This window comes from Streptomyces huiliensis (assembly GCF_020037025.1).
Classification (GTDB): Bacteria; Actinomycetota; Actinomycetes; order Streptomycetales; family Streptomycetaceae; genus Streptomyces; species Streptomyces huiliensis.
In genome coordinates this window covers 101,456-118,565 of record NZ_JAIQLH010000004.1, presented here as the reverse complement: position 1 = coordinate 118,565, position 17,110 = coordinate 101,456, and the positions used below count along the sequence as shown (strand labels likewise).

General features: G+C 73.8%; 16 protein-coding genes. 3 read left to right on the top strand and 13 right to left on the bottom strand.

Going from position 1 to position 17,110, the window contains the following annotated elements; genetic code table 11:
- Positions 1–63: 63 nt before the first annotated feature.
- Positions 64–1,419, bottom strand: a complete 1,356-nt coding sequence (locus JNW98_RS01180; RefSeq protein WP_223766143.1) for an aspartate aminotransferase family protein — start codon at positions 1,417–1,419, stop codon at positions 64–66.
- A gap of 449 nt (positions 1,420–1,868) precedes the next feature.
- Here JNW98_RS01180 and JNW98_RS01175 point away from each other — a divergent pair, with 449 nt between their 5' ends.
- Positions 1,869–2,081 (top strand): cold-shock protein, encoded by a 213-nt coding sequence (locus JNW98_RS01175; RefSeq protein WP_223766142.1) that lies wholly within the window; start codon positions 1,869–1,871, stop codon positions 2,079–2,081.
- 184 nt (positions 2,082–2,265) lie between these two features.
- Positions 2,266–4,014, top strand: a complete 1,749-nt coding sequence (locus JNW98_RS01170; RefSeq protein ID WP_223766141.1) for a serine/threonine-protein kinase — start codon at positions 2,266–2,268, stop codon at positions 4,012–4,014.
- 75 nt (positions 4,015–4,089) lie between these two features.
- Here the strand turns inward: JNW98_RS01170 and JNW98_RS01165 are convergent, their stop codons facing one another.
- Positions 4,090–5,376 carry an adenylosuccinate synthase gene (locus JNW98_RS01165; protein ID WP_223766140.1) on the bottom strand — a complete coding sequence of 429 codons (1,287 nt, stop codon included), beginning with the start codon at positions 5,374–5,376 and terminating at the stop codon, positions 4,090–4,092.
- Positions 5,377–5,551: 175 nt separating this feature from the next.
- Between JNW98_RS01165 and JNW98_RS01160 the strand changes: the two genes are divergently transcribed.
- A complete protein-coding gene (locus JNW98_RS01160) occupies positions 5,552–6,394 on the top strand; it encodes a diacylglycerol kinase (protein ID WP_223766139.1) in 843 nt (280 codons plus the stop codon).
- Positions 6,395–6,557: 163 nt separating this feature from the next.
- Here JNW98_RS01160 and JNW98_RS01155 read toward each other — a convergent pair whose 3' ends face one another.
- From JNW98_RS01155 to JNW98_RS01105, 11 genes are all read right to left on the bottom strand, one after another.
- The gene (locus tag JNW98_RS01155; protein ID WP_223766138.1) at positions 6,558–7,217 is read right to left on the bottom strand and encodes a response regulator; all 660 of its coding nucleotides are present in this window, start codon (positions 7,215–7,217) and stop codon (positions 6,558–6,560) included.
- Entirely contained in the window at positions 7,214–8,467 is a 1,254-nt protein-coding gene (locus JNW98_RS01150) for a sensor histidine kinase (RefSeq protein WP_223766169.1), read from the bottom strand. The genes JNW98_RS01155 and JNW98_RS01150 overlap by 4 nt, the downstream gene beginning before the upstream one ends.
- 84 nt (positions 8,468–8,551) lie before the next feature.
- Entirely contained in the window at positions 8,552–9,352 is an 801-nt protein-coding gene (locus tag JNW98_RS01145; protein ID WP_223766137.1) for an alpha/beta hydrolase, read from the bottom strand.
- On the bottom strand, positions 9,349–10,548 hold the full coding sequence (kynU, locus tag JNW98_RS01140) for a kynureninase (RefSeq protein ID WP_223766136.1): 1,200 nt from the start codon (positions 10,546–10,548) through the stop codon (positions 9,349–9,351). Before kynU ends, JNW98_RS01145 begins: the two co-directional genes overlap by 4 nt.
- Positions 10,541–11,362: a tryptophan 2,3-dioxygenase gene (locus JNW98_RS01135; RefSeq protein ID WP_223766135.1), complete on the bottom strand. Its 822-nt coding sequence runs from the start codon at positions 11,360–11,362 to the stop codon at positions 10,541–10,543. Before JNW98_RS01135 ends, kynU begins: the two co-directional genes overlap by 8 nt.
- 192 nt (positions 11,363–11,554) lie before the next feature.
- Positions 11,555–11,968 carry a DUF3151 domain-containing protein gene (locus JNW98_RS01130; protein WP_223766134.1) on the bottom strand — a complete coding sequence of 138 codons (414 nt, stop codon included), beginning with the start codon at positions 11,966–11,968 and terminating at the stop codon, positions 11,555–11,557.
- Between the two features lie 71 nt (positions 11,969–12,039).
- Positions 12,040–13,557 (bottom strand): MFS transporter, encoded by a 1,518-nt coding sequence (locus tag JNW98_RS01125; protein ID WP_223766133.1) that lies wholly within the window; start codon positions 13,555–13,557, stop codon positions 12,040–12,042.
- Between the two features lie 90 nt (positions 13,558–13,647).
- Positions 13,648–14,670 (bottom strand): class II fructose-bisphosphate aldolase, encoded by a 1,023-nt coding sequence (gene fbaA, locus JNW98_RS01120; protein WP_223766132.1) that lies wholly within the window; start codon positions 14,668–14,670, stop codon positions 13,648–13,650.
- 206 nt (positions 14,671–14,876) lie between these two features.
- Positions 14,877–15,413 carry an orotate phosphoribosyltransferase gene (pyrE, locus tag JNW98_RS01115; RefSeq protein ID WP_223766131.1) on the bottom strand — a complete coding sequence of 179 codons (537 nt, stop codon included), beginning with the start codon at positions 15,411–15,413 and terminating at the stop codon, positions 14,877–14,879.
- A gap of 10 nt (positions 15,414–15,423) precedes the next feature.
- Positions 15,424–16,218, bottom strand: coding sequence for an aldose epimerase family protein (locus JNW98_RS01110; RefSeq protein WP_223766130.1), 795 nt, complete (start codon positions 16,216–16,218; stop codon positions 15,424–15,426).
- Between the two features lie 50 nt (positions 16,219–16,268).
- Positions 16,269–17,027: an SRPBCC family protein gene (locus tag JNW98_RS01105; RefSeq protein ID WP_223766129.1), complete on the bottom strand. Its 759-nt coding sequence runs from the start codon at positions 17,025–17,027 to the stop codon at positions 16,269–16,271.
- Positions 17,028–17,110 lie beyond the last annotated feature (83 nt).

Sequence of the window (17,110 nt, the reverse complement as noted above, 5' to 3'; positions counted from 1 at the left end):
AGATAGGCGAGGGCCGTCGGGGAGCGTACCGGCCCGTCACGGTGGAGCGGGGCCCGGGCGCCGTCAGCCGGTGTGCGCGTCGGCCACCGCGAGCGCCTCGTCCAGCAGCGCGAGGCCGTCCTTGGCCTCGGCCTCGGTGACGGTGCACGGCGGTACGACGTGCGTCCGGTTCATGTTGACGAAGGGCCACAGCCCGGCGGCGCGGCAGGCCGCGGTGAAGGCGGCCATCGGGGCGTTGTCCTCTCCTGAGGCGTTGTACGGCACCAGGGGCTCCCGGGTCGCGCGGTCGCGGACCAGCTCCAGCGCCCAGAAGACGCCGGTGCCGCGCACCTCGCCCACCGACGGGTGGCGCTCGGCGAGCTCCCGCAGCCCGGGGCCGAGGACCTCGTCGCCGATGCGGGCGGCGTTCTCGACGATGCCCTCCTCGGCCATAGCCCCGATCGTCGCCACGGCGGCCGCGCAGGCCAGTGGGTGGCCGGAGTACGTCAGTCCGCCCGGGTAGGGGCGCCGGTCGAAGGTCGCGGCGATCTCCGCGGAGATGGCCACGCCGCCGAGCGGGACGTAGCCGGAGTTGACGCCCTTGGCGAAGGTCAGCAGGTCCGGGACGACGTCCCAGTGGTCGGCGGCGAACCAGCGGCCGGTGCGGCCGAAGCCCGCCATCACCTCGTCCAGGATCAGCACGACGCCGTACTTGTCGCACAGCTTCCGCACCCCGGGCAGGTAGCCGGGCGGCGGGACCATGATGCCCGCGGTGCCGGGCACGGTCTCCAGGACGATCGCCGCGACGGTCTGCGGCCCCTCGAAGACCAGCACGTCCTCCAGGTGCCGCAGGGCCCGCTCGCACTCCTGCTCCTCGGTCTCCGCGTGGAAGGGAGAGCGGTAGAGGTAGGGGGTCCAGAAGTGGACCACACCGGCGGAGGCGGTGTCGGACGGCCAGCGGCGCGGGTCGCCGGTGAGGTTGATCGCGGTGGCGGTGGCGCCGTGGTACGAGCGGTAGGCGCTGAACACCTTGGTCCGGCCGGTGTGCAGCCGGGACATGCGCACGGCGTTCTCGACGGCCTCCGCGCCGCCGTTGGTGAAGAAGATCTTGTCGAGGTCGCCGGGCGTCCGCTCGGCGACCAGCCGGGCCGCCTCCGAGCGCACGTCGACGGCGAAGCCGGGCGCGATCGTGCACAGCCGCGCGGCCTGCTCCCGGACCGCCGCGACGACCTTGGGGTGCTGGTGGCCGATGTTGGTGTTCACCAGCTGGGAGGAGAAGTCGAGATAGCGGTTGCCGTCGTGGTCCCAGAAGTACGACCCCTCGGCACCCGCGACGGCGATCGGGTCGATGAGGGCCTGGGCGGACCAGGAGTGGAAGACGTGGGCGCGGTCGGTGGCCTTGACGGCGGCACCACGGGACGGATCGGGCAGCGTGCTCACGGGCGGCGACCTCGGCGTTTCGGCGGTGTGAAGGTGCGCGGCGGCCGGCGGCCCCCGGCCGTCGCGGCCACGGATCCGTCCTGCGCCGACGCGGCCCCAGCGTACGGCGGTCACCCGTCCGGAGGCACCGGCACACTGTCCGGAACGCGCCGCCCGCGGCGACACAGTGCCGGACCCGCGCGCCGGTGCGGGCGCCCGTCCGGGCGCCCGCGCGGTCCGCGAATCACCACGCCCCACCGCGCCGGAAATCCCGATTCGCCTCGGTTTCGCATGCTACGTTCGTCGCCAGTTGCAGTGGTGGTACCCATATGACATGTGCGCCCGACGGTCTGTGACCTCGGGCGCACTTCTCTTTCCCGGGCCTCCGGAACCCTCTCCCGGCCCCTGTCCCCCCAGGAATTCCGCGCCGTGCGGAAATCCCCGCGCACCCGCCTATCGAGGAGTCAATCTTGGCTACTGGCATCGTGAAATGGTTCAACTCGGAGAAGGGCTTCGGCTTCATCCAGCAGGACGGCGGCGGCGCCGACGTCTTCGCGCACTACTCCAACATCGCGACCACCGGCTTCCGCGAGCTGACGGAAGGCCAGAAGGTCACCTTCGACATCACGCAGGGCCACAAGGGCCCGCAGGCCGAGAACATCATCCCGGCCGTCGCCACCTGACGCGTCACCATCCGACGCGTCACCATCCGACGCGTCACCAGCCGGCGCACAGCCATCCGGCGCACCGCCCGAGAGGGCCGGAACCCCCGCACTTTCCCGCGCGGGGCTCCGGCCCTCTTGCCGTCCGGCTATCCTCCCGCTCTGGAACAACGGGGGAAATACGGGGGGAAGGAGTGCTGACGGCATGGATGCCCTGTCGCCCGAAGACCCACGCACACTCGGCGCCTACCGGCTGCTCGGCCGGCTCGGCGCGGGCGGCATGGGCCGGGTCTATCTGGCCCGCTCGGACCGTGGCCGCACGGTCGCGGTCAAACTCGTGCAGCCGGAGCTGGCCGGCCAGGAGGAGTTCCGCAACCGCTTCCGCCGCGAGGTGCAGGCAGCCCGCCGGGTGGGCGGGGAGTGGACCGCCCCCGTACTCGACGCCGACACCGAGGCGGAGGTGCCCTGGGTCGCCACCGGCTACATCGCCGGCCCCTCCCTGCGCCAGGTGATCGGCCGCGACTTCGGCCCGCTGCCCGAACGTTCCGTCCGGATCCTGGCGGCCGGGCTGGCCCGCGCCCTCCAGTCCGTCCACGCCGCCGGCATCGTCCACCGCGACCTCAAGCCGTCCAACGTCCTGATCACCCTGGACGGGCCGCGCGTCATCGACTTCGGCATCGCGCGCGCCCTGGAGAGCGTCACCGACGGGGGCGGCCTCACCCGCACCGGCGCCGCCGTGGGCTCCCCCGGCTTCATGTCGCCCGAGCAGGTGCGCGGCCGGGAGGTCACCCCGGCCAGTGACGTGTTCTGCATGGGCTCGGTACTCGCCTACGCGGCCACCGGGCGGATGCCGTTCGGGACGACCGACAGCGGCGTGCACGCGCTGATGTTCCGCGTCGCCGAGGAGGAGCCCGACCTCGACGGTGTCCCGGAGCCGCTGCTGCCGCTGATCACCGACTGCCTGGCCAAGGACCCGGCCGGACGGCCCACCACGGAGCAGGTGCTGGAGCGGACCGGGGTGGCGGAGGCCCTGGACGACCTGGGCGCCGCCGAGCCGTGGCTGCCGGCCGGGCTCGTCGCCCAGCTGGGCCGGCACGCCGTACGGCTGCTCGACGCGGAGGACCCGGCCGAGGCCGACCCGCCGCCGGCCTCCATACCCGCGTCCGAGCGCCCGACGGGCGTCCTCCCGCCGCACACGCCCCCGCCTGCGGACCCGCCGACCATGACGGCGGTCTCGACCTCCACCGGGTCCACCGGCTCCGTCGGCCATCCGCCTCCTCCCCCGCCGGGCTACGGCTACCCGCAGCACCCGCACTCCGGCGCGTACGGCCCGCCGCCCGCGGCGTACCCGCCGGTCCAGCCGCCGCCGTCCCGGTCGCGCAAGCCGCTGGCCCTCGTCGCCATCGCGGCGGCGGGGCTGCTGGCGGGCGCCGGGACGGTGTACGTGGTGAAACACCAGACCGGGGACCACACGTCCGCCGCCCCCACGACGGCCCCGCCCACCCCGCACGGCGGCGGCACCGCCAAGCCCGGCCCGACGGCCGGCACGCCGACGCCGTCCGCCACCCCGTCCTCGACCCCCGAGGCCACCGGTGTGACGCGGTACAAGGGCGTCTGGCAGTCGGAGTTCGGCGGTGACGGACACCGCAACAAGCGCGTCCTCTTCGTCCGGCCCGGCGCCTCGGGCGCCCTGGTCGAGATCACCGGCGACGGCGTCCTGGACGACGGCACCAGCTACCACTGCGTCTGGCAGGCGTCGGTGACCGGCGGCGCCAACGCCACCACGCCCGGCCCCCTGATGATCGGCCCGTCCACCGTCACCGAGGCCCAGCCCAAGTCCGCCTGCCAGCCGGGCTCCGCCTCGGAGCTCGTCCTGCAGCCGGACGGCAGGATGCGCCGCGACTTCATCGACTCGGGGACGAAGGACGCGTCGCTGGTCTACACCAAGCAGTGAACCAAGCGGTGAACGACGCGAAGCGCCCCGGTGACCGTGACGGTCACCGGGGCGCTTCGTCTTACGGCGTGAGCCCTACGAGAGGAACGAGTTGATCTCGATCGTCTCGGTGCGGCCCGGGCCGACGCCGATCGCGGAGATCGGGGCGCCCGACATCTCCTCCAGCGCCTTCACGTACGCCTGGGCGTTCTTCGGCAGGTCGGAGAAGGTCTTGGCCTTGCTGATGTCCTCGGACCAGCCCGGCAGCATCTCGTAGACCGGCTTCGCGTGGTGGAAGTCGCTCTGGCTGTAGGGCAGCTCCTCGACGCGCTTGCCGTCGATCTCGTACGCGACGCAGACCGGGATCTGCTCCCAGCCGGTGAGCACGTCGAGCTTGGTGAGGAAGAAGTCCGTGAGGCCGTTGACGCGGGTGGCGTAGCGGGCGATCACCGCGTCGAACCAGCCGCAGCGGCGGTCGCGGCCGGTGGTGACACCGCGCTCGCCGCCGATGGTGCGCAGCGCCTCGCCGTCCTTGTCGAACAGCTCGGTCGGGAACGGACCGGCACCCACGCGGGTGGTGTACGCCTTGAGGATGCCGATCACCCGGTTGATCTTCGTGGGGCCGACGCCCGCACCCGTGCAGGCGCCGCCCGCGGTCGGGTTCGAGGAGGTCACGAAGGGGTACGTGCCGTGGTCCACGTCGAGCAGGGTGCCCTGGCCGCCCTCGAAGAGGACGACCTTGCCCTCGTCGATGGCGTTGTTCAGGATCAGCGTGGTGTCCGCGACGAACGGCTTGATCTGCTCGGCGTAGCCCAGCAGCTCCTCGACGATCTTGTCGGCCTCGATGGCGCGGCGGTTGTAGAGCTTCGCGAGGATCTGGTTCTTGAAGTCGAGGGCCGCCTCGACCTTCTGGATCAGGATCGACTCGTCGTAGAGGTCCTGGACCCGGATGCCCACGCGGTTGATCTTGTCGGCGTAGGTCGGGCCGATGCCCCGGCCGGTGGTGCCGATCTTGCGCTTGCCGAGGAAGCGCTCCGTCACCTTGTCGACCGTCGTGTGGTACGGCGTGATCAGGTGCGCGTTACCGCTGACCAGGAGCTTCGACGTGTCGACGCCGCGCTCGTTCAGTCCGCTCAGCTCGGAGAGCAGGACCGCCGGGTCGACGACGACACCGTTGCCGATGACCGGGGTGCACCCCGGCGAGAGGATCCCGGAAGGGAGGAGATGCAGCGCGTATTTCTGGTCACCGACGACCACCGTGTGACCGGCGTTGTTGCCGCCTTGGTAACGCACCACATAGTCCACGGAGCCACCGAGCAGGTCGGTGGCCTTTCCCTTGCCCTCGTCACCCCACTGAGCACCGAGCAGCACAAGTGCGGGCACAGGCGTACACCCCTTCCGGGCGGGGCATGTCCAACGTGCGCGGGTGGCGTGAGCCCATGTTTCAGGGCGTCCACCACCGCTAGAGCCGTCGAACCGGTGCCCCGGATAGACGAAGCCCCTGGCGCAACAGCGACAGGGGCTCTTGCACCGAGAGGTTACCTGAGGAAGGACGAACGTGTCGGCTGCAGACCCGACTGGACAGCAGCTGCTGATCGTCGTCGACCCGGTCGCGCGGCGCGTGGACGGTGAATCCGTGCGGATCGCCAAGGACGTGCTGACGGCCGGGTCGATGGCCAGAATCTGTCTCCCGGACGGCCCCGGCGAGGTCGCGCGGGCGGTCGCCCGGCGCGGCCGGCGGCGGACGGTCGTGGTCGGGGACGACCGCGCGTTACTCCGAGTGGTCGGCCAACTGCACCGGCAGCGGGAGCTGGCCGAGACGCCCCTCGCCTGGGTCCCGGTCGGCCCGCTGCCCGCCCTCTCGGTCGCCCGCGCGCTGGGCGTACCCCTGGGGGCCGTGGCGGCCGCCAGAGCCGTCCTGGACGGCGTCGAGCGGCGGCTGGGCCTGCTCGCCGACGAGGACGAGGGCGTGGTGCTCGGCGGGCTCTGGGCGCCCGCCGCCCTGCCGCGCGAACGCGCCGGCCATCCGGCGGCGGCCCGGCCGGCGTACCGCCCGTGGTGGTCCCCCGCCGCGCGGACGGCCCGGACGGCGCTGGCCCTGCTCTCGCGGCCGGCGGGGCGGCCCGGGGTCGGCCCTCGGCTGCGCGTCGAGGCCGACGGCGTCCTCCTCGCCGACGAGGACCATCCGCTGGAGCGGGTCGCCGTCACGGCGGCGGGCGGCTTGGCGGAGGTCTCCGTCCATCCGCAGGGCGACGGTGCGCCTCTGCGCTGCCGCGCCCGGTCCGTGACCCTGTCGGGTCCGGATTTCCGCTACCGGGCGGATGAGCGGCTTCGGGGGCCGGTGGGGGAGCGGACGTGGACGGCGTTGGGGGAGGCGTGGCGGTTGGTGTTGCCGGGGTAGGGGGAGCCCCGGTCCCGCCCTTTCACCGTTTCGCTGAAATCAGCCCGTCCGGCGTTTGAGGACAGCGCGCGCAGCGCGCTTCGGGGGTCTGGGGGCTTCGCCCCCAGGAATCGGCGAAGGGGCGGGTCTGGGGCACCAGCCCGCCGCAGGCGCCCCGCTCCCGCTACCCACCCGGCGTGATCAACCCCGCCTCGTAGGCGAAGACCGCGGCCTGCGTCCGATCCCGCAACCCCAGCTTCACCAGAATCCGGCTCACATGCGTCTTCACCGTCGACTCCGCCACCACCAGATAAGAAGCGATCTCCGCGTTCGACCGCCCCTGGGCGACCAGCACCAGCACCTCCGTCTCCCGCTCCGTGAGCTCCCCGATCCGCTCCTGCGTGGGCTGCCGCGGCGTGCCGAGCCGCGAGAACTCGTGGATGAGCCGCTTGGTCACGGTGGGCGCGAGCAGCGCCTCGCCGGCGGCGACGACCCGGACGCCGTCGGCGAGCTGCCGGGCGGACGCGTCCTTGAGGAGGAAGCCGCTCGCCCCGGCCCGCAGCGCCTGGTAGACGTACTCGTCCAGGTCGAAGGTGGTGAGGACGAGCACCTTCGCGTCCGCGTCCGCCGCGACGATCTCCCGGGTGGCGTCCAGCCCGTTGAGGCCGGGCATCCGGATGTCCATGAGGACGACGTCGGGACGCAGCTCCGCGACCTTCTCCAGCGCCTGGTGCCCGTCCACCGCCTCGCCGACGACCTCGATGTCGGGCATGGCGTTGAGCAGCACGGAGAAGCCCTCGCGCACCATCATCTGATCGTCGACGATCAGCACCCGGATGCTCACGCGGCCGCCTCCGCCCGGACGTCGACGGGCAGGAAGGCGCTGACCTCGTAACCACCGTCCGCGGTGGGCTCGGCCGTCATCTCGCCGCCGAGCATCCCGACGCGCTCCCGCATGCCGAGGACGCCGTGGCCCGCGCCGGGCGACGGCTTGGCCAGCCGGTCGGGCGGCCCGTTGACGACACGCAGGCCGAGCCCGCCGAGGACGTACGAGACCTCGACACGCGCCTCGGCGCCCGGTGCGTGCCGCAGGACGTTGCTGAGGGCCTCCTGGACGATCCGGTAGGCGGAGAGCTCCACGCCCTGCGGCAGCGGCCGGACGGCGCCCGTGACGACGTGCTCGACGGTGAGGCCGGCCTGCCGGACGTTGGCCAGGAGCACGTCCAGCGCGTCCAGGGTGGGCTGCGGGGCCTCCGGCCCGTCGAGGACGTCGGAGCTGTCGGAGCGGATGACGCCGAGGACGCGGCGCAGCTCGGTGAGGGCGGCGACGGCGTTCTCCCGGATCGTCGCGAAGGCGGCGGCGAGCTCGGGCGGGGTGTCCTGGACCCGGTAGGGGGCCGCCTCGGCCTGGATGGCGACGACGGACATGTGGTGCGCGACGACGTCGTGCAGCTCGCGGGCGATGGTCGTGCGCTCCTCCAGGACGGTCCGCCGGGACCGCTCGACCTCGGTGACGGCCGCCTGGGCGGCCACCTGCCGGCGGGAGTCGCGCAGCACGCGCAGCGCGAGGACGGCGAACAGCAGGACGCCGGAGGCGACGAGGTACTCGAAGAGCGAGGGGCCGGCGAGCACCGGATGGATCACGGTCAGGAAGACCCCGATGCCCGCCGTCAGGAGCCACATCTCGCCGGCCACCCGCGGCCGGCTGCGCATCGCGACGAGCAGCATGACCAGGGCGTGGACGGCGAACGGTATCGACATCGACAGGCCGGACCCCGCGGCCGTGACGCTCGACAGGAAGATCGCGGCGACCGAGCACCACCAGGCGCCGATGGGCCGGACGAGGGTCAGGAGCACGGGCACGCCGACGAGCAGCGAGGTCACCGGCGTCCCGCCCTGGATCAGCGCCTGGAACATCAGGAACAGGGTGAACGTCACCAGCGCGGTGTGCGGCAGCCACCGGACGTACCGGCGGGTCGCGCGCGGCACCACGGCGAGGAGCCGGCTGCCGTCCGCGAGCGGCGCCAGCGGCCGGAAGGCGAAGGCGTCGGTGAAGAGGTCGCGGTGGATGCCGTCGAGGGCGCTCTTCAGCATGAGCAGCTCACTGCGGAGGGTCGTCCCGGGGGAATGGTTCACGCGTTCCACCGTAAGCACCCGGACGGCGTACGTCGTCCCCGTTCATGGGGATCCGTCGGCATCCGTCTCAAGTACTACGCGGCCCGCTCCCGGCCACGGATCCGGCTTGGTGCTCGACGCGACGAGCGCCAGCAGCACGTCGCAGGCGGGGGTGCCGGGGGTGACGGGCGCGTAGTGCCCGACCCCGGGCAGGACGCGCAGCTCGGCCGCGCCCAGCAGCCGGGCGGCGACGGCGTACCGGTGGGACAGCTCGACCGGCACCTCGGGGTCGGCCGAGCCGTGCAGCAGCGTGACGGGGACGCGGGGCCGCAGCAGCGCCGGGTCGGCCTCCGCCGCCGGCCGGTCGCCGAGCAGGGCGTCGACGGCGCCGCCGCCGGTGCCCAGCTCCCGGGCCCGGGCCAGGTCGGCGACGGCGGCGACGGCCACGACCGCGTCCACCCCCGCGTCCTCCCGCGCGGCGGCGCACAGCGCGAGGTGGCCGCCGGCCGAGTGCCCGACGAGGACGTGCGGCCGGGTGCTCGGCGGCCCGACGGCGAGGGCGGACCGCACGTCCGCGAAGGTGGCGGGCCAGCCGCCCCCGGCGCCGACCCGCCGGTACTCCGCGAGGGCGGTGTCGAAGCCGTGCGCGGCCAGCGCGGCCGCCAGCGGAGCGAGGTGCCGCCGGTCGTACGCGGCGCGCCAGAAGCCGCCGTGCAGCAGGGTGACGCGGACGCCGTTGGGCATGCCGGGGGGCAGGTAGTGGTCGACGACCTGGTCGGGGTGCGGCCCGTAGGCGGTCGTCGCGTCCGGCGGCACGTACGGGAGCCCGAACAGCTCCGCCTCTTCGTCGACCACGCCGCTCACAGCACTTCCGCCAGCGTCCGCGCCGCCCGCTCGGCGTCCGCGAAGCCCGTGTAGAGCGGCGCGAAGCCGAACCGGAGCACGTCCGGCCTGCGGTAGTCGCCCACCACGCCGCGCTCCACCAGCGCGGCCATGGCGGCGTCCGCGCCCGACGGGCAGCGCAGCGACACCTGGCTGCCGCGCTCGGCGTGGGCGGCGGGGGTGACCGGCTCCACCCGGCCGGGCGGGACCAGCGCGGCCACGCAGCGGAGGAAGAAGTCGGTGAGGGCGAGGCTCTTGGCCCGGACGGCGGCGAGGTCGACGCCGTCCCAGACGTCCAGCGCGGCGTCCAGGGCCAGCAGGGAGAGGATCTCGGGCGTCCCGGTCCGGCCGCGGGCCGCGCCGTCGGCGGGGGTGTAGGCGGGCTCCAGGGCGAAGGGGTCGGCGTGCGAGTTCCAGCCCGGCAGCGGGGAGTCGAAGCGGTCCTGGTGGTCGCGGCGGGCGTAGAGGAACGCGGGCGAACCGGGGCCGCCGTTCAGGTACTTGTACGTGCAGCCGACCGCGAGGTCCACGCCGTGCGCGTCCAGCCCGACGGGCAGCGCGCCCGCGCTGTGGCACACGTCCCAGACGGCGAGCGCGCCGGCGGCGTGCAGGGCGGCGGTGGTGCCGGGCAGGTCGTGGAGCCTGCCGGTGCGGTAGTCGACGTGGTTGACCAGGGCGGCGGCGGTCCGCGGGCCCGCCGCGGCGCCGAGTTCGGCGGCCGGGACGGCGCGGATCCGGCAGCCCGTCAGCCGGGCGGCGGACTCGGCGATGTAGCCGTCCGTCGGGAACGTCGCGGCGTCGACCAGGATCTCGTCCCGGCCCTCCCCCGCCAGGCGGACGGCCCCGACCACGGCCTTGAACACGTTGACGCTGGTCGAGTCGCCCACCACCACCTGCCCGGGCGCGGCCCCGACCAGCCGCCCGACCCGGTCGCCGACCCGCTCGGGCGCGGACCACCAGCCGGACTCGTCCCAGGAGCGGATCCGCAGCCGCCCCCACTCGCGGCCGACGACGTCGGCGAGGCGGGGGGCGACGGCGCGCGGCAGGGCGCCGAGGGAGTTGCCGTCGAGGTAGGCGACACCGTCGTCGAGGTCGAAAGCGTCGCGTTTGCCGCGCAGTTCGTCGGCGGCGTCCAGGCGGGCGGCTTCGGCGGCGAGGCCGGCGGAGGTGTCAGACACGGCCGCGCGCCGTCCACAGCTCCGGGAACACCGTCTTCGCGGCCCGCTTCTCCAGCCAGGCGACCCCCGAGGAGCCGCCGCTGCCCGGCTTGGCGCCCATCGCCCGCCGGGTGGCCACCAGATGGTCGTTGCGCCAGCGCCACACCCGCTCGGCGACCTCGGTCAGCCACTCGCCGAGCCGGCACTCGTCGCTGCCCTGGTCACCGGCGTAGATCCGCTGCCATACGTCCTCCACGCCCGGGTCCGGCTCGTAGCGCGCCGTCACGTCCCGCGCGAGCACGGCCCGGGGCACGGGGTGGCCGCGCCGGGCGAGCCAGCGCAACGCCTCGTCGTACAGGGACGGTTCGTGTAGCGCCTTCTCCAACCGGGCGCGGACGCGCGGCACGTTGCGGTACGGCACCAGCAGCGACGTCGACTTCTCGCCGAGCAGGAACTCCACCCGGCGGTACATGGCCGACTGGAACCCGGACGCCTCGCCGAGCGCCGACCGGAACCGGTTGAACTGCACCGGCGTCATCCGCGCGACCGGCTCCCACGAGGCGTTGAGCGCCCCCAGTTCGTGCACCGACCGTTCGAGCGCGGCCAGGGCCGCCGGCAGGTCGTCCCGGCGCAGCGCGCGGGCGGCGGCCTCCCACTCGTGGACGAGGAGGGTGAACCAGAGCTCCATCACCTGCGTGGTGACGAGGAACGCGGGCTCTCCGGGGTCGTCGGTGAGCGGGTGCTGGAGGCTGGAGAGGATCTCGGCGCGGACGTAGTCCTCGTAGGGCGTCGTGCTCTCGAATTCCAGGGTGGGGGGCGTGGGCGGCTGCGGCATCGTGGGCTCCTCGGCACTGCATGCGGCTTCCGGGTAGCGGTCCGCCCCTTTCCGTCGCGTGGAGCCCCGGTCCCCTGTTCGCATCATGCGTCCCTTGGGGCGCGCCCGCAAGAGGCAAGCGCCGGACGGGCAGTTCGGCCCGTCCGGCGCTGGAGGACAACCGCAGAGCGCGGTTTTGCCGGGACTGGGAGGTCAGCCCAGCGTGCTCGCCGCCGTCGGCGAACTGTCCCGCAGGAACGCCGAGCACCGCTCGTACTCCTCCTGCTCCCCGATCGCCTGCGCGGCACGGGCGAGCGCGTGCAGCGCCCGCAGGAAGCCACGGTTCGGCTCGTGCTCGAACGGCACCGGCCCGTGCCCCTTCCAGCCGCTGCGCCGCAGCGCGTCGAGGCCGCGGTGGTAGCCGGTCCGGGCGTAGGCGTACGACTCGACGACGCGCCCGGCCTCGAACGCCTCGTCGGCGAGCTGCGCCCAGGCGAGCGAGGAGGCGGGGTACTTGGCGGCGACCTCGGACGGCGCGGCGCCGGAGGCGAGCAGCTCGCGCGGCTCGGGGTCGTCGGGCAGGTGGGTCGGGGGCGGTCCCCCGAGCAGGTTCTCGTGAATGGCCATGGGCTCCAGTCTGCACTGTCGCCGCACGGGCGCCAGGAGAGGACCAGCCCGGGTACCGGCGGCCGGCCGGGTCAGCGTTCGCCGGGGTCCAGCGGTGGCGCGCTCACCCCGCAGTGGTAGTCGCACTCCGGATGGCACCCCCCGCGCCGGGGCGCCCGAATGGTCGTCCACGCCAGGGCCGCCCCCACCACCAGTGCCCCCGCGCACCAGGCCATCGCCCGCCGGAAGGCGCTCCCGAACGCGCCGGGGTCGCGGTACGCCTCGGGCCCCATCCCGGCGAGCAGCGGCAGCGCGGCCACCGCGACCAGTCCCGCGGCCCGGGCGGCGGCGTTGTTGATGCCGCTGGCGAGGCCGGCCCGGCCGACGTCGACCGAGGCCAGGACGGTGGCGGTGAGCGGGGCGACGAGGAGGGTCATGCCGAGGCCGAGGACGACGAGGGCGGGCAGCACGTCCCGCCAGTAGCTCGCGCCCGCCCCGGCGCGCGTCATCAGCAGCATGCCCGCCGCGCACAGCAGCGGCCCGGCGGTGAGCGGCAGCCGGGCGCCGACGGCCTGCCCGAAGCGGCCCGCGCGGGAGGAGAGCAGCAGCATCAGGACGGTGGTGGGCAGCAGCGCCGTGCCGGCGGCCAGCGCGGACCAGCCGACGACGATCTGGAGCTGGAGCACGGAGAGGAAGAAGAAGCCGCTGAACGCCGCGTAGACGCACACGGTGACCGCGTTGACGGCCGAGAAGGTCCGGTTCGCGAAGATGCCCGGCGGCAGCATCGGATCGGCGAGGCGCCCCTCGACGTACACGAAGAGGACGCCGAGCAGCACGCCGGCGACGGCCGGGCCGATGACCCAGGGGGACACGCCCCGGTCGGGGGCGGCGATCAGGGCGTAGGTGACCAGGGCGAGGGCCAGGGCGCCGAGCGCGGCGCCGGTGACGTCGAAGCGGCCGCGGGCCTCGGGGTCGCGGGTCTCGGGGACGTGCCGCAGGGCCACCGGGACGCAGACGGCCGCGACGGGCAGGTTGATGAGGAAGACCCAGCGCCAGCCGGGCCCGTCCACCAGCCAGCCGCCCACGAACGGGCCGATCGCGGAGGCCACCCCGCCCAGGCCGGACCAGGCGCCGACGGCGGCGGCCCGGTCGTCGGGCCGGAAGACGGCCTGGAGCAGGGCGAGGGAGCCGGGGGTGAGCAGGGCTCCGCCGACGCCCTGGAGCGCGCGGGCGGCGATGAGGATGCCGGCGTTCGGGGCGAGCCCGCAGAGCAGGGAGGCGAGCGCGAACCACACCACGCCGACGACGAACACCCGCCGCCGCCCGAACCGGTCGCCGAGCGAGCCGCCGAGCAGGATCAGCCCGGCGAGGGTGAGCATGTAGGCGTTCACCGTCCACTGGAGGACGGCCAGGTCGGCGCCCAGATCGGCGCCGATGTGCGGCAGGGCGACGTTGACGACGGTGCTGTCGAGCATCGCCATGCCGGACCCGAGGACGGCCGTGAGCAGCACGAACCGGCCGGTGGCGGTGCCCATCCGGATCCCGGGGCCGGCCGCCTCGGACGGTGTCCCCGCCGACGTGGCCGCGCGCTCGCGCTCGGACTCGCTCATGCCCCGATGGTCCCCCGGCGCGCCGGGCCCGGCCACGCGAGAGGGCCCGGCGCCGAACGCCGGGCCCTTCCCAGGGTTCCTGCCGTGCGACTACTTGAGCTTGGTGCCCGTGGAGCGCAGGTCGGCGCAGGCCTTGGTGACGCGCTCGGCCATGCTCGCCTCGGCCAGCTTGCCCCAGGTGCGCGGGTCGTAGGTCTTCTTGTTGCCGACCTCGCCGTCGACCTTCAGGACGCCGTCGTAGTTGCTGAACATGTGGGCCGCCACCGGGCGGGTGAAGGCGTACTGGGTGTCGGTGTCGAGGTTCATCTTCACGACGCCGTTCTCCAGCGCGGTGCGGATCTCCTCCTCGGTGGAGCCGGAGCCGCCGTGGAAGACGAAGTCGAACGGGTCCTGCTTGCCGTGCTTGGCGGCGATGCCGTCCTGGAGCTCGCGGAGCAGCTCGGGGCGGAGGACGACGTTGCCCGGCTTGTAGACGCCGTGGACGTTGCCGAAGGAGGCGGCCAGCAGGTAGCGGCCCTTCTCGCCCAGGCCCAGCGCCTCGGCGGTCTTCTCGACGTCGGCGACGGTGGTGTAGAGCTCGTCGTTGATCTCGTGGGTGACGCCGTCCTCCTCGCCGCCGGTCGGGGTGATCTCGACCTCGAGGATGATCTTCGCCTTCACGGCCTCGGCGAGCAGCTCCTTGGCGATGGCCAGGTTCTCGTCGAGCTTCTCGGCGGAACCGTCCCACATGTGGGACTGGAACAGCGGGTTCTGCCCGGCGGCCACGCGCTCCTGGGAGATCTTCAGCAGCGGGCGGACGTAGCCGTCCAGCTTGTCCTTGGGGCAGTGGTCGGTGTGCAGGGCGATGTTGACCGGGTACTTCTTGGCCACGACGTGCGCGAACTCGGCCAGCGCGACGGCGCCGGAGACCATGTCCTTGCTGTACTGGCCGCCCAGGAACTCCGCACCACCGGTGGAGATCTGGATGATGCCGTCGCTCTCCGCCTCGGCGAAACCGCGCAGCGCGGCGTGCAGCGTCTGCGTCGAGGTCACGTTGATGGCCGGGTAGGCGAACTTGCCTGCCTTCGCCCGGTCGAGCATCTCGTTGTAGACCTCGGGAGTTGCGATGGGCATCTGTCCGCTCCTTGTGATGTGCGGGTGAAGCTACGGATGGGCCCTGACCTAGGGGGCGACGTTCATCGTCGTCCCCATCTTCCCAGACTCCCCGATTCGCTCCACACGGTGCGTCCCGGCCAGACCGCGACGGCATACGTCGGCGGGGGCGAGGTTTCACGTGAAACCTCGCCCCCGCCGTCGACGCCCGAACCGGAAACCGCAGGTCAGGCCAGGTCGAGGTCCCCGAGCTGGTAGCCGGTGACGTACCGCAGGCCGGCGCCCTCGATGGCGGACGCGGCACCGCGGTCGACGATCGTCGCCACGGCGACGACCTCGGCGCCCGCCTCGCGGGCGGCCTCCACCGCGGTCAGCGGCGAACCGCCGGTGGTGGAGGTGTCCTCGACGACCAGCACCCGGCGGCCCTTGATGTCCGGGCCCTCGATGCGGCGCTGCATGCCGTGCGTCTTCTGCGCCTTGCGGACGACGAAGGCGTCCAGCTTGCGGCCGCGCGCGGCGGCGGCGTGCAGCATCGAGGTGGCGACCGGGTCGGCACCCAGGGTCAGCCCGCCCACCGCGTCGTACTCCAGGTCGGCGGTGGCGTCCAGCATCACCTGGCCGACCAGCGGGGCGGCCTCGGCGTCGAGGGTGATCCGGCGCAGGTCGATGTAGTAGTCGGCCTCCTTGCCGGAGGAGAGGGTCACCTTGCCGTGGACCACGGCCTTGTCCTTGATCTGCTGCAGCAGGGCGTCACGCGCGTTCATGGGCATGAGCCTATGCCAGGCTCCGCCAGGTCCACGTGGTGGAGATCTCCAGCGGGTCGATGGGGGTGACCAGGCGCGGCAGGGTGTTCAGCCCGTTGGGCGGTCCGGACTGCGGCTCGACGCAGACGGCCTCGTCCTGCTCGTCGTAGACGACGACCCACTCGGCGCGGCTGGTGACCGTGAGCTCCAGGGCCCCGGGCCAGGTGAGCGTCACCCTGACCCCGTCGGGCATGCCGAAGCAGTCGTCCCAGGGGCCGGGGCGGGGGTCGATCCGGCGGCCGGTGGGCAGGTGGTCGGCGCCGCGCTCCTCCTGCCAGGCGGGGGCGAAGTCCAGTTCGACGTCGCCGCCGGTGCCGAGGTCGCGCAGGAACCAGGGGTGCCAGCCGGCCTGGGCGGGGAACGAGTCCGAGGCCGCCTCGACGCCCAGGGTGAGGGTCAGCGAGTCCTCGGTCAGTTCCGCCAGCTGGGTGACGCGGCCGGGGTACGGCCAGGGGTCGGTGAGGTCGTAGGTGAACGCCGCGAAGGAGTCCTCGGCCCGGGAGACGCTCCAGGCGGTGTCGCGACCGGTGCCGTGGATCGCGTGCGGCGGGTGGTTCACGGGCATCTGATGCGTCTCTGCGCCGTTGCGGAAGCGGCCTTCGGCGATCCGCCCGCACCAGGGGACCATGGGGAAGGACCCGTACTTCGGGCCCTGGCGAAGGAGTTCGGTCCCGTCGATCCTGAGGCTGGAGAGGCGGCAGCCGTTCTCCGGGTCGACGGTCGCCTCGGCCTTGCCTGCGGTCAGTGTCGTCTGAGCGTTGGTCACCCTTCCGACGATAGGCGCGCGGCGGCCCGGGCACGCGGCGGCCCGCTGCGTCAGCGCCTGCGGCGCAGCACCCGTCCGACGACCACCGCGGAGGCGAGGGCGACGGCCGCCGCCGGGGCCGCCCAGCGCAGGGCCGCCCGTCCCGACGTGGTCTCGGGCGCGGGGACCGGCGCGTACCGGCCGCGCGGCGGCGCGTGGTCGACCTCCTCGGCGCTGCGGCCGATCATCGTCCGGCGGGCGTGGGCGGCCTCGGCCGGCGGTCCGTCGTCGGGCAGGACGTCGTCGGCGGGGGCGAACGTCTCGTCGTCCAGGGGCGGCAGTTCGTCGCGGAGCGCCGCGTCCCGGACGTCCTGGGCCAGTTCCTCGGCGAGCGCGGTGGCGAAGCGGTCCAGCAGTCGGCGGGCCGTTCCCTCGGCCGTCCGGGTGTCGAACTCGGCCAGCCGGCCGGCCCGCGAGACCGTGCCGGAGCAGGCCACCCGGGTGCCGCCGGGGGCCTCCTCGGGCAGGGCGCTCAGGGTGAGGGACACCGTGGCCGAGCCGCGCGCCTCCGTGCCCTCGGCCGACAGCTCGTACGCGCCGTCGTGCTCGGTCAGCCGCAACGACCCGCGGTAGGTGATCGTCGACCCGCCGATGCGCAGCCGCAGCCGGCCGGCCACCGTGATGCCGGTGCTCGCCGGCGCGCCGCCCGCGTCGTCCGTCCCGCCGTCGTCCTGCTGGAGGCCCGGGACGCACCGGGCCACCCGCGCGGGGTCGGAGAGGGCCCGCCGGACGTCATCGACGGGGAACGGAACGAAAACCTCGTGCTCCATGGCAAGCGAGCCTACCCACCGGTTCCTTCACCAGGGACTCCCCGGTCGAATCCGATCGAACTTTCCGGTGGGTGCGGCTTCGT